Annotated in this window: 15 protein-coding genes and 1 tRNA gene; 5 read left to right on the top strand and 11 right to left on the bottom strand. The window is 68.4% G+C overall.

Annotation, left to right across the window (positions count from 1 at the left end; all coding sequences use genetic code 11):
• Nucleotide 1: 1 nt before the first annotated feature.
• The 5 genes from ACQP1K_RS00080 (at nt 2) to ACQP1K_RS00060 (ending at nt 4,493) form a co-directional block, all read left to right on the top strand.
• Complete coding sequence (locus ACQP1K_RS00080; RefSeq protein ID WP_433498804.1) at nt 2–220, top strand: helix-turn-helix domain-containing protein; 219 nt, start codon at nt 2–4, stop codon at nt 218–220.
• Nucleotides 221–573: 353 nt separating this feature from the next.
• Nucleotides 574–1,452 carry a cytochrome P450 gene (locus ACQP1K_RS00075; protein WP_433498803.1) on the top strand — a complete coding sequence of 293 codons (879 nt, stop codon included), beginning with the start codon at nt 574–576 and terminating at the stop codon, nt 1,450–1,452.
• A 214-nt stretch (nt 1,453–1,666) separates the two neighbouring features.
• Nucleotides 1,667–2,062: an ArsR/SmtB family transcription factor gene (locus tag ACQP1K_RS00070; protein ID WP_433498802.1), complete on the top strand. Its 396-nt coding sequence runs from the start codon at nt 1,667–1,669 to the stop codon at nt 2,060–2,062.
• 15 nt (nt 2,063–2,077) lie between these two features.
• Nucleotides 2,078–4,042, top strand: coding sequence for a heavy metal translocating P-type ATPase (locus tag ACQP1K_RS00065; protein WP_433498801.1), 1,965 nt, complete (start codon nt 2,078–2,080; stop codon nt 4,040–4,042).
• Nucleotides 4,043–4,130: 88 nt separating this feature from the next.
• Nucleotides 4,131–4,493 (top strand): DUF3703 domain-containing protein, encoded by a 363-nt coding sequence (locus tag ACQP1K_RS00060; RefSeq protein WP_433498800.1) that lies wholly within the window; start codon nt 4,131–4,133, stop codon nt 4,491–4,493.
• Between the two features lie 151 nt (nt 4,494–4,644).
• Here ACQP1K_RS00060 and ACQP1K_RS00055 read toward each other — a convergent pair whose 3' ends face one another.
• The 11 genes from ACQP1K_RS00055 to dnaA all read right to left on the bottom strand — a co-directional run bounded on the left by ACQP1K_RS00055 (nt 4,645) and on the right by dnaA (nt 18,171).
• Nucleotides 4,645–5,196 carry a M56 family metallopeptidase gene (locus tag ACQP1K_RS00055; RefSeq protein ID WP_433498799.1) on the bottom strand — a complete coding sequence of 184 codons (552 nt, stop codon included), beginning with the start codon at nt 5,194–5,196 and terminating at the stop codon, nt 4,645–4,647.
• Between the two features lie 27 nt (nt 5,197–5,223).
• Entirely contained in the window at nt 5,224–5,403 is a 180-nt protein-coding gene (locus ACQP1K_RS00050) for a hypothetical protein (protein ID WP_433498798.1), read from the bottom strand.
• 223 nt (nt 5,404–5,626) lie between these two features.
• A tRNA-Ile gene (locus tag ACQP1K_RS00045) sits at nt 5,627–5,703 on the bottom strand.
• A gap of 152 nt (nt 5,704–5,855) precedes the next feature.
• Entirely contained in the window at nt 5,856–6,746 is an 891-nt protein-coding gene (locus tag ACQP1K_RS00040) for a DUF3566 domain-containing protein (RefSeq protein ID WP_433498797.1), read from the bottom strand.
• Nucleotides 6,747–6,819: 73 nt separating this feature from the next.
• On the bottom strand, nt 6,820–9,327 hold the full coding sequence (gene gyrA, locus ACQP1K_RS00035; protein WP_433498796.1) for a DNA gyrase subunit A: 2,508 nt from the start codon (nt 9,325–9,327) through the stop codon (nt 6,820–6,822).
• A 28-nt stretch (nt 9,328–9,355) separates the two neighbouring features.
• The gene (gyrB, locus tag ACQP1K_RS00030; protein ID WP_433501671.1) at nt 9,356–11,260 is read right to left on the bottom strand and encodes a DNA topoisomerase (ATP-hydrolyzing) subunit B; all 1,905 of its coding nucleotides are present in this window, start codon (nt 11,258–11,260) and stop codon (nt 9,356–9,358) included.
• Between the two features lie 440 nt (nt 11,261–11,700).
• Nucleotides 11,701–12,243: a DUF721 domain-containing protein gene (locus ACQP1K_RS00025; protein WP_433498795.1), complete on the bottom strand. Its 543-nt coding sequence runs from the start codon at nt 12,241–12,243 to the stop codon at nt 11,701–11,703.
• Nucleotides 12,244–12,283: 40 nt separating this feature from the next.
• A complete protein-coding gene (gene recF, locus ACQP1K_RS00020; protein WP_433498794.1) occupies nt 12,284–13,483 on the bottom strand; it encodes a DNA replication/repair protein RecF in 1,200 nt (399 codons plus the stop codon).
• A gap of 285 nt (nt 13,484–13,768) precedes the next feature.
• Nucleotides 13,769–14,719, bottom strand: a complete 951-nt coding sequence (gene gnd / locus ACQP1K_RS00015) for a phosphogluconate dehydrogenase (NAD(+)-dependent, decarboxylating) (protein WP_433498793.1) — start codon at nt 14,717–14,719, stop codon at nt 13,769–13,771.
• 165 nt (nt 14,720–14,884) lie between these two features.
• Complete coding sequence (dnaN, locus tag ACQP1K_RS00010; protein ID WP_433498792.1) at nt 14,885–16,024, bottom strand: DNA polymerase III subunit beta; 1,140 nt, start codon at nt 16,022–16,024, stop codon at nt 14,885–14,887.
• 593 nt (nt 16,025–16,617) lie between these two features.
• Nucleotides 16,618–18,171, bottom strand: a complete 1,554-nt coding sequence (dnaA, locus tag ACQP1K_RS00005) for a chromosomal replication initiator protein DnaA (RefSeq protein ID WP_433501670.1) — start codon at nt 18,169–18,171, stop codon at nt 16,618–16,620.
• Nucleotides 18,172–18,234 lie beyond the last annotated feature (63 nt).

The following is an 18,234-nucleotide window of genomic DNA, read 5'->3' as shown; positions in this document are numbered from 1 at the left end:
CATGACCATCGAGGAGGTACGAGCCCTCCCGGCCGTCGTCCCTCTGCTGACCGCCGCTCGCGCTCTCGGCATCAGCCGCAACACCGCCTACCGCCTCGTCAAACGCGGTGAGTTCCCCTGCCGAGTCATCCAGGCAGGCGACACCTACCGGGTCCCTACAATCGAAGTCCTTCGCATCCTTTCTCTCGACCTGAGCACTGCAGAGGAGCAGGTCGGGTGAACAGCCGGTGTCACCCTGATCGGGGGTGATCTCCTGCGGACCTCGGTGGTGCCTGGACGGCTCGGCCCGCACCTCGTCGCACAGCCAGACAGCAGAGAAGGTGCGGGCACCGCCCAGCAGCACCGCCACGCCAAGCAGTGCAGGCATCACCCCTCCGCTGAGCAGGTGGTGGATTTATATACACAGCACACACAGCGCGTATGACTCTGCCCCATGATGCGGGAGTGGCAGGGAGCACGCCGTACGGGAGGGCCGGACGCCACGCGGAATCACAAAAGCGTGCTCCAGTAGGACCAGAACCTCGCCCCGATCAAGGAGATCATCGCAAGGAACCAGACGGTCGGCACGACCGTGTGGTAGCCGGACACCTGCGGCGCCTGGACGGAAGCATCCAGAAGATCGTCAACGATCACCTGGACGCGATGGCGCAGGGCGGGCATGAAGCGGACCTGATCCCGTCGCTCGCCCTTCCCATCCCCTCGCTCGTCGTCTGCGAACTGCTGGGCGTTCCGTACGGCGAGCGGTCCGATTTCCTGCGCATGAGTGCCGACAGGTTCGACCTGTCCGCCGGTCCCGAGGCGTCCATCCAGGCGGTCAACGACTCGATGGTCTACCTGACCGATCTGGTCGCCAGGGAACGCGCGAACCCTGGCGACGGTCTGCTGGGCACGCTGCTGCGCGATCATGGTGACGAGGTGAGCGATCGCGAGTTGGCCAGCCTCGCCGACGGCATGCTGACCGGCGGGCACGACACCAGCACCAGCATGCCCGCCCTCGGCACGCTCTGGTTGTTGGAGAATCCGGAGCGGGGCGACCTGGTCCGTGACACCGACGACCATATCGATCAGGTCGTGGAGGAGCTCCTGCGTTACCTCACCGTGGTTCAGGTCGCCTTCCCGCGCTTCGCCCGCGAGGATCTCGTGCTGGCCGGACAGCCCATCGCCAAGGGGCAGATGGTGCTGTGCTCGCTAACCGCCGCCAATCGCGATCCCGCCCTCGGCGCGGACATGGACCAGGCCATTCCGGGGCGCAAGACGAGCCCTCATGTCGCCTTCGGACACGGCATCCACCGATGCATCGGTGCTCCCCTGGCGCAGATGGAGCTGCGCATCGCACGGCCGGCACTGCTGCGGCGCTTCCCCGGCCTGCGTCTGGCCGTGCCGTTCGAACAGCTCGCTTTCCGTGAGATCTCCATCGTCTACGGCCTCGATGCCCTCCCGGTCGTCTGGTAGCGCCGTCGTGGCGAGCGCGACCGGTTGACGCAGGCGGTGTCACAGAGCATCCAGCAGGGCCTCGCCGAGGCAGCCCGCGGAGCTTGTCCCTGGCGGAACGGCGAACAGCGCGCTGGTCTCATGTACTACCCCTCGGTCATCACGATGGGTAGGTGACGGCTCACCGTCACACGCCCACTGGAAACACATCCCATAGCGGGGCTATCATCGCCATATGGCGATTAATGAAGGTGGGCAGTGCGTGCGGACCGACATCGCCGCCGGTATCCCCCCAGCAGTGGCGCTGTTTCATTCTCTGGCCGATGAGACCCGGCTGCGGATCGTGCAGCGCCTGGCCCATGGTGAGGCGCGGGTGGTGGATCTTACCGGCGAGCTCGGGCTGGCCCAGTCGACGGTGTCCAAGCACCTGGCCTGCCTGCGGGACTGCGGGCTGGTCGACTACCGCGCCGAAGGCCGCCAGTCGTTCTACGCCCTGACCCGGCCGGAGCTGATGGACCTGCTGGGCGCGGCCGAGCAACTGCTGGCCGCCACCGGCCACGCGGTCGCCCTGTGCCCCGTGTACGGCGCCACATCGCTCCCGGGAGCGTCGGCGTCCTCCACCAACTGCTGAGGACGGGGGTGCACGGTGAGTGACGCTTGCGGCTGCGGCGATGACGAGCCTCGCCCAGCGGGCGAGGCCGCAGGGGCTGGAGATCAGGAGCCGGAGCGGCTGTGGCAGGTGAGCGAGCTGCGCTGGGCGGCGGTCTCGGGGATGCTGCTGCTGGCCGGGTACTCGACCGGCTGGGCGGGCGGGCCATCCTGGGCGCAGCTGGGCCTGCAGGGGGTGGCGCTGGTGGCCGGGGCGTGGACGTTCGTGCCCTCCACCGTGCGCCGTCTACTCAAGGGCAAGATCGGCGTCGGCACGCTGATGACGATCGCCGCCGTCGGCGCCGTGGCACTGGGCGAGGTCGGCGAGGCGGCCATGCTGGCCTTCCTGTTCTCCATCAGCGAGGGTCTGGAGGAGTATTCCCTGAGGCGTACCCGGCGCGGCTTGCGGGCGCTGCTGGCGCTGGTGCCCAAAGAGGCCACCGTACGCCGCGACGGCGCGGAGCAGGTCATCCCCTCGGCCGAGCTGCGCATAGGCGATCTCATGGTGGTCAAGCCCGGCGAGCGGATCGCCACCGACGGGATCATCCGTGCCGGCCGCACCGCGCTGGACGTCTCAGCGATCACCGGGGAGTCGGTCCCGGTCGAGGCGGACGTGGGCAGCGAGGTGTTCGCCGGGTCGATCAACGGCAACGGCGCGCTGGAGATCGAGGTCACCGCCACCGCCGCCGACAACTCCCTGGCCCGGATCGTGGCCATCGTGGAGGCAGAGCAGTCCCGCAAGGGCACGCGTCAGCGCCTCGCCGATAGGGTCGCCCGTCCGCTGGTGCCCGGGGTGATGATCGCCGCTGCGATGATCGCGCTGGTCGGCAGTCTGTTCGGTGATCCGCTCGTCTGGGTGGAACGCGCCCTGGTGGTGCTGGTGGCCGCCTCGCCGTGTGCGCTGGCCATCTCGGTACCGGTCACCGTGGTCGCCGCGATCGGCGCGGCCAGCAAGATCGGTGTGCTGGTCAAGGGCGGCGCCGCGCTGGAGAACCTGGGCACGGTCAAGACGATCGCCGTGGACAAGACCGGAACACTGACGCGCAACCGGCCCGCCGTCATCGACATCGCCACCATTCCCGGCATGTCCGATCAGCACGTACTGGAGCTCGCGGCAGCGTTGGAGGCGCGCAGCGAACACCCCCTGGCACGGGCCATCCTGGCTGCCGTCGGCCACGTGCCCGCAGCCGAGGACGTTCAAGCGGTCACCGGTGCCGGTCTGACCGGGCACGTGGACGGTCGTCTGGTACGGCTGGGCCGTCCCGGCTGGCTGGAGCCCGGCAACCTGGCCGAAGCCGTCAATCGGATGCAACGCGCAGGCGCGACGGCCGTCCTGGTCGAAGCCGACAGCCGCGTGATCGGGGCGATCGCGGTCCGCGACGAGCTGCGCCCCGAGGCCGCCGCGGTGGTCGCCCGACTACGCTCGGACGGCTATGGCGTGGTCATGCTGACCGGCGACAACCCTGCCACCGCCACCGCACTGGCGGCCCAGGCGGGCATCAACGAGGTGCACGCCGACCTACGCCCCGAGGACAAGGCCCGCGTCATCGACAGGCTGCGCGGCCGCCAGCCCACGGCGATGGTCGGTGACGGCGTCAACGACGCCCCGGCCCTGGCCACCGCCGACCTGGGCATCGCGATGGGGGCGATGGGCACCGACGTGGCCATCGAGACGGCCGATGTCGCCTTGATGGGTGAGGACCTGCGCCACCTGCCCCAGGCACTGGAGCACGCCCGCCACTCCCGGCGGATCATGCTGCAGAACATCGGCCTGTCCCTGGCGATCGTAACCGTCTTGATGCCGCTGGCCCTGTCCGGCGTGCTCGGCCTCGCCGCGGTGGTGGCCGTGCACGAGGTCGCCGAGGTCGCCGTCATCGCCAACGGCGTCCGCGCCGGCCGCGCCCGCCCGCTTCCAGCCGCTGCCGGCACGACCGCGCCCGCCCGCCAGGAAGTCCTGGCTTGATCACCCTCTCGCAACGGAGCCCTGCCCAGTCTGGTGGCGCTCGCATGCCTGCAGGAAACCCCTCACGAAAGGAACCAGGAGCAACGCCATGAGCCTTCGTCCCATGCCGCCCGCTGTCCGAGCCGCCTACCGCGCCGAGATGAACGCAGCTCGCACCACTACCGACATCGAACAGCGATGGCGCCATCTGGAACGAGCACACATCCTGTCCCAGCCCTGGCCCTGGCCGCACACCCGCAACCACGTCGCCATGTTCGCCCTGGCCATCGTCCAGCGCGATCGGCGCGAAGCCCTCGGCCAGGTCGTGCGGATCATCGTCGCGGCCCCGGGTTCGGCGCTGGGCCGCTACCCCGAGGGCAACACCGGCCGTGCGGGTGTCAGCCTCACCCAGCCCATGCCCATGCCCACCGATCTGGCCGCAGTGCTGGCGACGGCTCAAGGCCGCGGCTGAACCTTCCTGTCAACGGGACGGCCGCGCAGGGGGAACGCGCCTCAAGTTACAGCGGGTAAGGGAGTATCGAGCTCATCAGCGCCACAACAGGTGTCGAGGGCATCGACCTCACGCACCATAAGGCCCTGTTCAGACAACTCGGCGAGACTGCTCAGATCTCCCAGAGGGCCAAGCAGAGTACGGGGGCCACCAGCACGGCGACAGGCCCGCTGAGCAGAAGGGCGGACGCCAAGCAGGCCAGGACGGGCGCCCAGGGGCGGCGGCGGGGAGGACGCACGAGCCGCTCCAGTCGTTCGACCACGCCCACGTCCGCCAGAGCGGGTGCGGCCACCCCGCGCTCACCGGTAGCGGACACGGCCATCGTCACCAGTGCCTGTGCGAGCACCGTCGCGCCGTAGCGCCTCCTGGCTCGATCATCAGCGAGCATCTCCAGAAGCGCTGCGACCGCCTGGTGGGCCAGGCGCGCCCAGGGTAGCCACGGGAACGCGCGAGCGCATGCCACAAAGGGGAGCAGCACCAGGTCGTGACGCCCGGCCGCATGCGCCCGTTCGTGTTCCACAACCGCCTTGAGTTGCCGCTCGTCAAGGACGTGCAGGGTGCCCTGGCTCAACACTACGCGGGCGCGCCTGCTCGGCACGCAGTACGCCACCGGCCGCGGGTTGGGGAGCACATAGGCGTCGTGCTCAGAAACGTGATCGGCCACCACGTCGACCATGAGGCGTAGGCGCCGCTACTCGGCGACGACCTTCGCGGTGACGCCGAGAGTGTGGACGATCAGCCACGCGATCAGGCTGACAGACCAGGCCAGGGCGACAAGATGCCCTGCTCCGAGCCCGTCCAACCCGCGCCCGTCGAGGATCTGACTGCCCAGGACGAGCGGCTCGTGACGAGACGCGCCAGCGTGACGCACGGGACAGGGAGTCCACAGACGCAGACCCCGTACGCAGCCTGCGCCAGCTTGAACACCATGGCCGTACAGCTCCTGACGGACATCGCGATCAAGGTGCCCGTGAAAACTCACTTGAACTCGTTGGTGCCCGCTGGTGACGGTGAGCGCCACGGTCAAATGACGGTCAAACGATCAAGAGACCGGATCCGTGGGCTTGGGAACCGGCCTCTGAGCTGGGGTTTCGTGGTGGGGCTACCTGGACTCGAACCAGGGACCTCTTCCTTATCAGGGAAGCGCTCTAACCGTCTGAGCTATAGCCCCGCATCTCGGTGCAAGGAACGTTACCGCATCTCCTCCGCGGCGGCGAATCCGTTTCCCGACCGGAATAAATCTTACCGTACCCGTGGCGCGGGCCGGTCCGTACGAGCGTGTAGGGCTACCGCTTCGGCTCGTGGTAGCCCTATACGGCTCGACTATTCGGCCTCGCTGAAGGTCATCTCCACACCGCCGACCAGGTCGGCGGACATGTTGTAGATGACCGCGCCCAGCGTGGACAGGGCGGTGATGAGCACGACGTTCACCGCGCCGAGCAGTGCGGTGTAACCGAGGATGCGCATGGGCTCGAACCAGCCGCTGATGTTGAGTGCGACGCCCGTGCTCTGGTCACCCGCCAGCTGCTCCACGGCACCGGTGATCGAGGTGAAGACGCCGAGCGCCGAGAGCACTCCGTACAGCACGGCCACGGCCACGAACAGCACGACGAAGCAGACCAGGGAGACGACGAAGCTGAACTTCATCGCCGACCACGGCTCGATGCGGCGCAGCACGAGGTGGGCCTTGCGCGGCGGCCGGATGCCGGACTTCCTGTCCTTGGCCGCCTTGCCGCTCAGCGTGCCCTGGGCGTCCTTGCGCTCCTCGAAGGTCAGGCCCCGCCCGACGCCGCCGGAGGGCAGCCCGGCGGCGTCCCCCATCTGGCCGGTACGGACGGAGTCTCCTGCGGGGGTCGGCCGGGGAAACCCCGAGACGGAGCCCGCCGGGCCGGCGCCGCCCCTGAGGCCGCCTGCCTGTCCTGGCGCGGAACCACCCGAGGGACCACGTGACTGACCACCCGGCGAACCACCGGAGCCGACCGGCCCTTTGGCCGGGCCGCTCCCCGCGGAACCACCGGGCTGGCCCTTCGGCGGCAGCCCCGACGGCCTGGCGTACGCTGCGGTGGGCTCCGCCGCGCCCACGGGCTTCCCGTCCGCGGATCTGGCACCGTCCGCGGGCGGACGCTGCTTCCACGGCTGGTCCGGTGCGGAGGTCCGGACACGAACGGTGTCTCCAGCGGAGTCTCCGGCCTTGGCCTTCTCGCCTGGGGTCACATCTTTATCATCGCGCGCCACCCTGGCGACGCTACCCCCATCGTGGCCCCGTCCGGTAACCCCGTTCCTCCCGTCATTCATCAGCCTCGTCTCCTGCCCCGTTTTCCTCGGTCCCCAACGACTCGGCATTGCGGGCAAGGGCCACGACGCTGTCCCCTTCTGCAAGGTTCATCAGGCGCACCCCCATCGTCTGCCGGCCGGAGCGCTTGATCTCTCCGGCGCTGGTCCGGATCACCCCGCCCGCTGACGTGATCGCGAAGACCTCGTCCTCGGGGCGCACCATGACGGCTCCGACAAGCTTGCCACGGGAGCTGACGATTTTCGCGGTCAGCACGCCCTTACCTCCCCGGCCCTGCACCGGGTACTGCTCGGCCGGGGTGCGCTTCGCGTACCCGCCCTCCGTGGCGACCAACACGTCCTCGCCGCCCGTGATGACGTTCATGGACAGGAGTTCGTCGCCGTCGACGAACCGCATGCCGATGACGCCGCTGGTGGCCCGGCCCATCGGGCGCAGGGCATCGTCGGAGGCGGTGAAGCGGATCGACTGCGCGTTCTTGGAGACGAGCAGGAGGTCGTCGTTCTCCGAGACGAGCCGGGCCGCGATCACCTCGTCGTCCTCACGCAGGTTTATGGCGATGAGGCCGCCGGACCTCGGCGAGTCGTACTCCGACAGCCGGGTCTTCTTCACCAGGCCGCTGCGGGTCGCGAGCACCAGATACGGCGCGACGTCGTAGTCCCGCAGGGCGAGCATCTCCATGACATGCTCGTCGGGCTGCATCGCGAGCAGGTTGGCCAGATGCTGGCCGCGCGCGTCACGCCCGGCGTCCGGCAGTTCGTACGCCTTGAACCGGTAGACCCGGCCCTTGTTGGTGAAGGCCAGCAGCCAGTGGTGGGTCGTGGTCACGAAGAAGTGCTCGACGATGTCGTCCTGGCGGAGCTGGGCTCCGCGCACTCCCTTGCCGCCACGCCGCTGGGCCCGGTAGAGATCGGTGCTGGTGCGCTTGGCGTAGCCGCCGAGGGTGATCGTGACGACGACGTCCTCTTCGGCGATCAGGTCCTCCATGGACATGTCGCCCTCGTGCGCGGTGATCTCCGTCTTGCGCTCGTCGCCGAACTTCGCGATGACCTCGCTGAGCTCGTCGGAGACGAGCCGCCGCTGCCGCGGCTCCGAGGCGAGGATGTCGTTGTAGTCGGCGATCTGCGCCATCAGGCCGTCGTACTCGTCCTGGATCTGCTGGCGTTCCAGCGCGGCCAGCTTGCGCAGCTGCATGTCCAGGATGGCCTGCGCCTGCACCTGGTCGATGTCGAGCAGCGTCATCAGTCCGCCCTGGGCCTCGGCCGCCGAGGCCGATCCCCTGATCAGCGCGATGACCTCGTCCATCCGATCGAGCGCCCTGAGCAGACCGCGCAGGATGTGGGCGCGCTCCTCGGCCTTGCGCAGCAGGAACCGGGTACGCCGGACGACGACCTCGATCTGGTGCGTGACGTAGTGCCGTACGAACTGGTCGAGCCGCAGCGTCCGGGGCACGCCGTCGACCAGCGCGATCATGTTCGCGCCGAACGTCGTCTGGAGCTGCGTGTGCTTGTACAGGTTGTTCAGCACGACCTTGGCGACCGCGTCGCGCTTCAGCACGATCACCAACCGCTGGCCGGTACGCGAGGAGGTCTCGTCGCGCACGTCCGCGATGCCGGTGATCCGGCCGTCCTTGACCAGCTCGGCGATGGTGAGAGCGAGGTTGTCCGGGTTCACCTGGTACGGAAGCTCGGTGACGACCAGGCACTGCCGTCCCTTGGCGTCCTCCTCGACCTCGACGACGGCCCGCATGGTGATCGAGCCGCGGCCGGTGCGGTAGGCGTCCTCGATGCCGCGGCGGCCCACGATGAGCGCGGCGGTCGGGAAGTCGGGGCCCTTGATCCGGGCCATGAGCCCGGCCAGCAGTTCGTCGTCGGTCGCCTCGGGGTTCTCCAGCGCCCACTTGACGGCCTCGCCGACCTCGCGGAGGTTATGCGGCGGGATGTTCGTCGCCATGCCGACCGCGATGCCGGCCGAGCCGTTCACCAGCAGATTGGGGAACCGCGACGGCAGGACCACCGGCTCCTGCGACCGGCCGTCGTAGTTCGGCTGGAAGTCGACGGTCTCCTTGTCTATGTCCCGGAGCATCTCCATGGCGATCGGCGCCAGGCGGCTCTCGGTGTACCGCATCGCGGCAGCGGGGTCGTTGCCCGGCGAGCCGAAGTTGCCCTGCCCGTCGACGAGCGGATAGCGCAGCGACCACGGCTGCGCGAGCCGTACGACCGTGTCGTAGATCGAGGTGTCGCCGTGGGGGTGATAGGACCCCATGACGTCACCGACGATGCGCGAGCACTTGAAGTAGCCGCGATCGGGACGGTAGCCTCCGTCGAACATCGCGTACAGCACCCGGCGGTGCACGGGCTTGAGGCCGTCGCGCACGTCCGGCAGCGCGCGGGACACGATGACCGACATCGCGTAGTCGATGTAGCTGCGCTGCATCTCGGCCTGGATGTCGACCGGCTCGATGCGATCGGCGGGTGGCCCGGGCTGAGTGTTCACTTCCGTCACGAAAAGTCCTTTTGCTCAGACACTCTGCTCAGACGTCTAGGAATCGGACGTCACGGGCATTGGCGATGATGAAGTTCCTGCGGGCCTCGACGTTCTCGCCCATGAGGACGCTGAACAGGTCGTCGGCCTGAGCGGCGTCATCGAGGGTGACCTGGCGGAGGAGCCGGGTCTCCGGGTTCATCGTGGTCTCCCAGAGCTGGGCGGCGTTCATCTCGCCCAGACCCTTGAAGCGCTGCACGCCGTCGTGCGCCCGCGGGTCGCGCTTGCCCCGCGCGATGCCGTCCTCGATGATCGAGTCACGCTCACGGTCGGAGTACGCGTACGAGGCGTCCTCGCCCTTGCGGTCCCACTTGATCTTGTAGAGCGGCGGCTGCGAGAGGTACACGTGACCGGCCTCGACCAACGGGCGCATGAACCGGAACAGCAGCGTCAGCAGCAGCGTGGTGATGTGCTGCCCATCGACGTCGGCGTCGGCCATCAGGATCAGCTTGTGATAGCGGAGCTTGGCGATGTCGAACTCTTCGTGCACCCCGGTGCCGAGCGCCGTGATCAGCGCCTGGACCTCGGCGTTCTTGAGGACCTTGTCGATCCGCGCCTTCTCGACGTTCAGAATCTTTCCGCGGAGCGGCAGGATCGCCTGGAACTTGGGGTCGCGGCCGCCCTTGGCCGAGCCGCCGGCCGAGTCGCCCTCGACGATGAACAGCTCGCACTTGTCCGGCTCCGACCACTGGCAGTCGGCCAGCTTGCCCGGCAGCCCGCTGCCGCTCTCCAGCAGCGACTTGCGGCGGGTCAGGTCACGGGCCTGCCGGGCGGCGATGCGGGCGCGGGAGGCCTGGAGCGCCTTGCTGATGATCTCCTTGGCCTCGCCGGGGTTGCGCTCGAGCCAGTCGCGCAGGTGATCGTTGCAGGCCTTCTGGACGAACGACTTCGCCTCGGTGTTGCCCAGCTTGGTCTTGGTCTGCCCCTCGAACTGGGGGTCGGCCAGCTTCACCGAGATGATCGCGGCGAGCCCCTCACGGATGTCGTCGCCGGTGAGGTTGTCGTCCTTGCCCTCCTTGAGGAACCGCTGCTCCCGGGCATAACGGTTGACGACGCTGGTCAGCGCGGCGCGGAAGCCCTCCTCGTGGGTGCCGCCCTCGGCCGTGTTGATCGTGTTGGCGAAGGTGTAGATCGACTCGGTGTAGGAGCCGTTCCACTGCATGGCGATCTCGAGCGAGATGCCGTCGCCGTGCTCCTCGAAGTCGATGACCGAGCCGTGGATCGGGTCCTTCTTGGCGTTGAGATGGCTGACGAAGTCGGCGAGACCGCCCTCGTAGAAGTAGGTGACGACCTTGGGCTCGCCGTTGATGTATTCGGGCCGCTCGTCGGTCAGCTGGATCGTCAGGCCCTTGTTGAGGAAGGCCATCTCCTGGAACCGGCGCGAGAGCGTCTCGAAGTTCCAGGCGGTCGTCTCGAAGATCTCCGGGTCGGGCCAGAACGAGATCGTCGTGCCGTGGTCTTCCGTCGGCTCGCCCTTGTGGAGCGGGCCGGTCGTCTTGGCCTTCGCGTACGACTGCCGCCAGACGTACCCGTCGGTGCGGACCTCGACCTCGAGCCGCTCGGACAGCGCGTTGACGACCGAGGCGCCCACGCCGTGCAGGCCGCCGGAGACGGCGTACGACTTGCTGTCGAACTTGCCGCCCGCGTGCAGCACGGTGAACACGACCTCGACGGCCGGACGGCCCTCGGCGGCCACTATGCCCACCGGGATGCCACGGCCGTGGTCGAAGACGCGCACCCCGCCGTCGGCGAGCAGCGTCACCTCGATCCGGTCGTTAAAGCCGGCCAGCGCCTCGTCGACCGCGTTGTCGACGATCTCGTATACCAGGTGGTGCAGGCCGCGCTCGCCCGTCGAGCCGATGTACATACCCGGGCGCTTACGGACCGCTTCCAGGCCTTCGAGAACGGTGATAGAGCTTGCGTCGTAGGACAAGTGCGAAATCCTCCTGCCGCGGACACGCGGCGCGCGGGCACCCTCGATTGGCTGCCCTGGCCGTGCCCGTCACCGTTGTGAGTGCCCCGATGCGCTCACCCAGGGGAGTCGGTTTCCAGGTATGACTGGACCGGGGTGAGACAAACCGGACGTGTCCTTGAGTCCGTCTTCATTCTACCGTTCCGATGGACCGCAGGGGGCATTGACGGGCGCTGTGATGCTCTGTCGCTTGACGATCATGGTTTTGAGCACCCCCCACGTGGGATGGGGGTCGTCGCCTCAGGGACGATTTTGAGCCGGTTCGAGGTCGGCCCTCCGGCCCCCGTCGCGCCCGGCGTCCGGGTCGCTCGCGCACCGCCCGGTTTCGTACGGCCAGGCGGTCGTTGTCCTTCTCGTACGGCTCAGCCGTAGGTGTCCCGCGGTCCACGCGATCCGCGTACCCGCAGGCCGCCATCGGGCCGCGGACCACCGACGGGACCGCGTACCTTCACATGCTTGACCGTGCCGTCCCCGAGCTCCTCGTTCAGCCGCCTGACCAGCGTCGTCGCCAGCAGGCGCACCTGCGTGGCCCAGGCCGTCGAGTCGGCGGTCACGACCACCTCGCCGTCCGCGAAGCTCTCGGGCCTGGTGTGCTCCGCCAGCCCGGGCCCCACGATCTCGCGCCAGCGGCCGAAGACCCCGCCGATCGCGGCCGACTGCTCCCATCCCCGATCGGCGAGCAGATCGCGGATCGCCCGGCCGAACAGCTGGGGATCGCCGGAGTCCCGTCGCGGACCGCCGGAGCGGCGGCGCGGCTCTCTCCGGGGAAGCTGCCCGCGCTTGGCGGCGTCCGCCTTGGCCTGCGCCAGCTTCTCCCGCGCGAGTGCGGCGCCCTTCGCCGTCGTCTCCGCCGCCGGCGGAGGGAGTTTTCCACCGCCTGTGGATAAAGCGGGGGATGGGGACATATTCGGAGCCGCGCCGCGAGGGGGCTCGGGCTGTCGGCGTTCAGCGGACACGGGTCGCGGCCCCCTCCGTCACGTCGAAGCGCGCTCCGGCGAGCTCTGGCGGCACGTCGCCCGCCGCCGCCGCGGTGATGAGCACCTGTTCCGCCGGGGCGACGATCTCGGTGAGCCGCCTGCGCCGCTGGACGTCGAGCTCGGCGAACACGTCGTCGAGGATCAGCACGGGATCACCGCCGTCCGATCTGAGCAGGTCGTAGGCGGCCAGCCGGAGCGCCAGCGCGAACGACCAGGACTCGCCGTGACTGGCGTAGCCCCGGGCGGGCAGCTCGCCCAGCTGGAGCAGAAGGTCGTCACGGTGCGGGCCGATCAGTGTGACGCCACGCTCCAGCTCCGCCCGGCGCACCTCGGCGAGGCCGGCGCGCAGCCGTTCGGCGATATCCTCACGACTTATCCCCAATGGGGGCATATCTGTGGATAACTTTCCCTCGTCCGTCGAGCTTCGGTACTCCAGGTCGGCCAGGCCGGACGACGGGGCGAGCGTGGCGTAGGCCTTGGCCGCCATCGGCCGCAGCGCGTTGACCAGGTCCAGGCGGGCCGCCGTCAACTCGGCTCCGTGCCGTACGAGATGGGCGTCCCAGATCTCGAGTGTGGCGAGCACGTCTCCCGCGCCCGCGGCGGCGAACGCCGCCTCGTCGTTCTGTCTGCGCGCACTGCGCCGCCGGCCGCCGCCGGAGGCGGCCACGGTACGCAGCAGGGCGTTCCGCTGCTTGAGCACACGTTCGTAGTCGGCGCGTACGCCGGCGAGCCGCGGGGCGCGGGCGGCGAGCAGCTCGTCCAGGAAACGGCGCCGCTCCGAGGGATCACCCTTGACCAGCGCGAGATCCTCGGGTGCGAACAGCACGGTACGCAGCAGGCCGAGCGCCTCACGCGGACGAGGCACCGGAGATCGGTTCACCCTCGCGCGGTTGGCGCGGCCCGGATTGATCTCCAGCTCGATCAGTGCGCGGCGGTCGTCCTTGACGACGACGGACCGGATGACGGCGCGTTGCGCGCCGTGCCGTACGAGCGGGGCGTCGGTGGCGACCCGGTGACTCGAATGGGTGGCCAGGTAGCCCAGCGCCTCGACCAGGTTGGTCTTCCCCTGCCCGTTCGGCCCGACGAAGGCCGTCGGCCCCGGCTCGAGCGTGAACTCGACCTCGGCGTACGACCGATAGTCGGTGAGGGAAAGGCTCGCCACATACACGCCCGTAAGGCTAGCCCGCCCCACCCCCCACCTTCACCGTGATCTTGCAGTTACTCGCAGACTCCCCCCTCACCTGGGGAAACACTTGGCGTGATCTTGCAGAAACTCGCACAGACGCCCACTGATCAGGGAAAACCATGTTCGTGATCTTGCAGTTGGCCCGTCATACGACCGCAAGATCACGGAAGAACTTCTCCCTGGTCAGCGGCTACGACCGCGAGTTTCTGCAAGATCACGAATGGTATAAGCGCAGGTTGCCGGGGATACGTGCGAGTAACTGCAAGATCACGGCAGGGGAGGGGTGACGTCGGCACCTGGGGAGTCGGCGCCCCGGCCCATCTGCGCCTCGTCCATACCCTCCATGGTCGGGGCGACCGCGTGGCCGCCGAACTGGTTGCGCAGCGCGGCGATCATCTTCATCGCCGGCGAGTCCGCCTGCCGGGAGGCGAAGCGCGCGTAGAGGGCGGCCGTGATGGCGGGGAGTGGCACGGCGTTGTCGACCGCCGCCTGGACCGTCCACCGGCCCTCGCCCGAGTCCTCCGCGTACCCCTTCAGCTCGGTCAGCTCCGGGTCCTCCTCCAGCGCACGGACCATCAGGTCGAGCAGCCATGAGCGGATGACCGTGCCGTGACGCCAGCTCTTGAACGTCCCGACGATGTCGGTGACCTCGTCGCAGGTCTCCAGCAGTTCCCAGCCCTCGGCGAAGGCCTGCATCATGCCGTACTCGATGCCGTTGTGGACCATCTTCGCGAAGTGTCCGCCGCCGACGCCGCCGGCGTGGACGAAGCCGTCCTCACCCTCCGGCTTGAGCGTTTCGAAGATCGGCATGAGTCGCCGAACGTGCTCGGGGGCGCCGCCAGCCATGAGCGCGTAGCCGTACTCGAGCCCCCAGACGCCGCCGCTCACGCCCACATCGACGAAGCCGATGCCCTTCGCGGCGAGCTCGGCCGCGTGCCGCTGGTCGTCCTTGTAGTGCGAGTTGCCGCCGTCGACGATGACGTCGCCGGACGTGAGCAGCTCGCCGAGCCGATCGATGACGGCCCGCGTCGGTTCTCCCGCGGGGACCATCACCCACACGGCGCGCGGGGCGTCGAGCCTCTCGACGAGTTCTTCGATGCCGCCGACGTCGCTGACCGAGGGGTCACGGTCATAGCCGATGACCTCGTGGCCGCCGCGGCGGAGCCGCTCGGCCATCTTCCCGCCCATCTTGCCGAGCCCGATCATGCCGATCCGCACGTCAGTCACCCCTTAGCCGCAGCAACCATCCCGACTCGCCCGGAAGGCACGCGTACCCCGGTACGGTGAGCATATGCCCGAGCTCGATAGTACGTCTCGGGATCACTCCGGCAGATCAGACAGACGGATCAAACAGGTCAGACGGACGACAGGCCAGACCGCTGATCAGCTCGACAGGCGGATCGGCATGATGAGGTAGCGGTAGTCCTCGACCGCGCCCTCGTCCACAGGCTTGCCGCCGGTGAGGATCGCCGGCTTGGTTGACGTGGTGAACTGCAGCCGGGCCACGTCGGAGTCGATCGCCCCCAGCCCCTCCAGCAGGTACTGGTGGTTGAACGCGATGTTGATCTCGTCGCCGTCGAACTCGACCGGCAGCGCCTCCACGGCCTGGGCCTCGTCGCCGCTGCCCGCCTCCAGGATCACCTCGCCGCCGTGGAAGGCCAGCCGCACCGGGGTGTTGCGCTCCGCGACCAGCGCCACGCGCTTGACGGCCTCGACGAACGAGGCTGTGGACAGATCGGCGCGGGCGGAGAACTCGGTGGGCAGCAGCGACCGATACTTGGGGAACTCCGGGTCGAGCAGCCGGGTCGTGGTCCGCCTGCCGGAACTGGAGAACCCGATCATGCCCTCGCCGGTGCCGCCGACGGAGCTGAGCGCGATCTCCACCTCGGCTCCCGTGCCGCCGAGCGCCTTGGCGGTCTCGGCGAGCGTACGGCCGGGGATCATCGCGATCGCCTGGAGATCGGGCTGCTCCGGCTGCCACTTCAGCTCACGTACGGCCAGGCGGTAGCGGTCGGTCGCCGCCAGGGTCACGCTGTCGCTCTCGATCTCCATCCGCACACCCGTGAGCATCGGAAGCGTGTCGTCCTTGCCCGTCGCGACGGCGACCTGTGCGACGGCCGAGGCGAACACGTCGCTGCCGACCCGACCGGCGGCGGGCGGCATGGTGGGCAGCGAGGGATAGTCCTCCACCGGCAGGGTGGACAGGGTGAACCTCGAACTGCCGCAGGTGACGACGGCCTTGGAACCGTCCATGGTGAGCTCGACCGGCTGGGCGGGGAGCGCCCGGGTGATCTCGGCGAGGAGTTTGCCGGAGACGAGCACCACACCCGGCTCACCGGTCTGCAGCTCGAGGGTCACCTCGGCCGAGACCTCGTAGTCGAAGCCGGAGAGCTTCAGCCGCTGGTCGTCGGTGACCTCGAGGCGCATGCCCGCCAGCACCGGCATCGAGGGCCGGGCCGGAAGGCTGCGCGCCGTCCACGCCACGGCCTCGGCGAGCACGTCGCGATCGATCCGGAACATCACGGTGGATCAGCCTCCTGGGTATCGGTGCTTGGCCAAGTCTTCCATCTCCCGGGACCCGGGTGCTCCAGAACCGGGGTAGCTCGCTCCAACTGCTCGGCGAGGTCTTGATCGGCTCCTGAGGCCGGGCGCTCTCCGGGACCCTTCTGTGGTTCTTGAGCCCTTCGTAGAGAGAGGAACCAGTCATCTTCTTAGGGGCCGTGGATATGTGGATTTCCCCGGTCCTCGCAGCTCAGAGATAGTTTTTCATCCACTGGCCCTGTGGGTGACGGGTGGATGGAGACGCCTTCGCTGTGGGTTCACGAGCTGTGCCCACAGCGCTTCCCCAGCGAGAGGGGCCGTCGTCCACCGGTAATCCACGATGTTTCCACCGGTTATCCACGGGGTAGGAGTCCGTTTTGTGCCTGGGGAAAACTCTGCGCACAGGGCATCCCCAAGGTGTCCACCGGTATTCCCCAAGAAATCCCCAGGCTTTCCCCAGGTTTATCCCCAGCCCGGTACGGCGGTCTTCCGGGGGATGTCAGAGTGAAGTAGTCACGAGCGCACCGCGGACGACTCTCTGCCGTTGATCCACAGAGATATCCACAGGCTGTGTATTAAGTGTTGCGCGCCCGCTGCTTCACGCGGGTCGTCAGCTCGTTCACCTGGTTGTACATCGATCGGCGCTCGGCCATGAGCGACCGGATCTTCCGTTCGGCGTGCATCACGGTCGTGTGATCCCGGCCGCCGAACTGCTGGCCGATCTTCGGCAGTGAGAGGTCGGTGAGCTCGCGGGCGAGGTACATGGCGATCTGCCGGGCGGTCACCAGGGCCCGGGAGCGGGAGCTGCCGCACAGGTCGTCGAGCGAGACTCCGAAGTACTCCGCCGTCGTCGACATGATGAGCGAGATGGTGATCTCGGGGCTGGCGTCCTCACTGATCAGGTCCTTGAGTACGACCTCGGCGAGCTGTATGTCCACAGACTGCCGATTGAGGCTGGCGAAGGCGGTGACCCGGATCAGGGCCCCCTCCAGCTCTCGGATGTTCGTCGCGATCCGGCTCGCGATGTACTCGAGCACGTCGGGCGGCGCGGCCAGCCCCTCCTGTATCGCCTTCTTGCGCAGGATCGCGATGCGGGTCTCCAGCTCCGGCGGCTGGACGTCGGTGATCAGGCCCCACTCGAACCTGTTGCGCAACCGGTCCTCCAGCGTCATGAGCTGCTTGGGGGCGCGGTCGCTGGAGATGACGATCTGCTTGCTGGCGTTGTGGAGGGTGTTGAAGGTGTGGAAGAACTCCTCCTGGGTCTGCTCCTTGCCCTCCAGGAACTGGATGTCGTCCACGAGCAGGATGTCGACCGCACGGTAGCGTGCGCGGAACCCGTCCGCCTTGTGGTCGCGGATGGAGTTGATGAAATCGTTGGTGAACTCCTCGGAGCTCACATAACGCACCCGGGCGCCGTCGTAGAGGTGCTGGGCGTAGTGGCCGATCGCGTGCAGCAGGTGGGTCTTGCCCAGGCCCGAGTCGCCGTAGATGAACAGCGGGTTGTACGCCTTGGCCGGAGACTCGGCGGCCGCGACGGCGGCGGCGTGCGCGAACCGGTTGCTGGCCCCGATGACGAAGGTCTCGAAGGTGTACTTCGCGTTCAGCCGGGCCGGCTCACTGGAGGCTCGGCCGCCGCCCCGTACGTCCCACCGGTGCTGCGGAGGCTCGGGCTTCGGCGGCGGCTCCGGGGAATATCCGCCGGTCCGCTGTGGATACTCCTGGCCGCGCGGATAGTCCTGCCCGCGTTGGTAGTCCTGTCCGCCGTACGGCCCGGCGTCCCGCTGTACGGAGTCGTCCGAGGGAAAGGGGGGTCGCTGTGCCTGTGGGCGGGGTTGTGGATATTCGGCCGGCCGAGGCGGCTGCAGCCCGTTCTGCCCGGCGCCAGGACCGGGACCGGGCTGGCCCATGGCGGGGCCGTTCTGTCCGTAGGAGGAGGCTCCGGGGTCGACCATCACGGCGATGCGCACCGGCTGCCCCAGTTCCTGGGCGAGCGCGTGCGCGATCAATGGGCGGAGCCGTACCTCCAGGACCTCCTTGGCGAAGTCGTTGGGGGCGGCCAGCAGGATGGTGTCGTTGATCAGGCCGGAGGGCTGCGTCATCTGGAGGAAGGCGCGCTGCTGCCCGGACACTCCCTCGTCGAACAGGGTCGCGAGCGCCCGAGCCCATACAGCGTTGAGGTCGACGCTATCCAT

Origin of the sequence: Sphaerimonospora sp. CA-214678 (assembly GCF_050942215.1) — a bacterium.
In the GTDB taxonomy this organism is placed as follows: Bacteria; Actinomycetota; Actinomycetes; order Streptosporangiales; family Streptosporangiaceae; genus Sphaerimonospora.
The sequence above is the reverse complement of the archived record's forward strand: the minus strand, read 5'-3'. Positions and strand labels throughout refer to the sequence as shown.

Coding starts and splice junctions, on each gene's coding strand:
- ACQP1K_RS00080 (WP_433498804.1), top strand. CDS start 2: ATGACCATCGAGGAGGTACGAGCCCTCCCGGCCGTCGTCCCTCTGCTG.
- ACQP1K_RS00070 (WP_433498802.1), top strand. CDS start 1,667: ATGGCGATTAATGAAGGTGGGCAGTGCGTGCGGACCGACATCGCCGCC.
- ACQP1K_RS00060 (WP_433498800.1), top strand. CDS start 4,131: ATGAGCCTTCGTCCCATGCCGCCCGCTGTCCGAGCCGCCTACCGCGCC.
- ACQP1K_RS00025 (WP_433498795.1), bottom strand. CDS start 12,243: ATGTCCCCATCCCCCGCTTTATCCACAGGCGGTGGAAAACTCCCTCCG.